Source organism: Dyella sp. S184 (genome assembly GCF_009766065.1).
Classification (GTDB): domain Bacteria; phylum Pseudomonadota; class Gammaproteobacteria; order Xanthomonadales; family Rhodanobacteraceae; genus Rhodanobacter.
Genome location: NZ_LMUE01000001.1, coordinates 1 through 361 on the forward strand (window position 1 = coordinate 1; position 361 = coordinate 361).

General features: G+C 54.8%; 1 protein-coding gene. It reads right to left on the reverse strand.

Features of this window, described 5'->3' with window-relative positions; genetic code table 11:
• Positions 1-336 (reverse strand): hypothetical protein (locus GSQ75_RS18990; protein WP_216840584.1); only part of this gene is annotated, 336 nt, incomplete at its 3' end.
• Positions 337-361: the final 25 nt, after the last annotated feature.

A 361-nucleotide genomic window follows, 5' to 3' on the forward strand; every position in this document is an offset into this window, starting at 1 on the left:
GTATTCGTTGCCCGTCGCCAGATTGATCGGGTCACCCGCACACGGACACGGTGGCCCCATTGTTTTATTGGGGTGGCCCGATTGCGGTGATACGGTGGCGTATCCGAAAGCTGCCTCACCATAACCCTGCGCCTCCAAAATTATCAACATCTGCGTTGGATAATTGTCGACACAGGGAACTGTAATTTTGTCCTGAGAGGGGAGGGTTGCTTGAAGATACGCAAGATTGCTCTGACAAGCAGCCATCGCCTCCTCGGATGTCGCATAGGGGTATACCTCTGCCTGTGCGTGAGCCAGGTTCGGCGTTAGCGCAGCACCTAAGAGCAGGTACAGCACAAACGAACTGCACCGCTTCCACCAT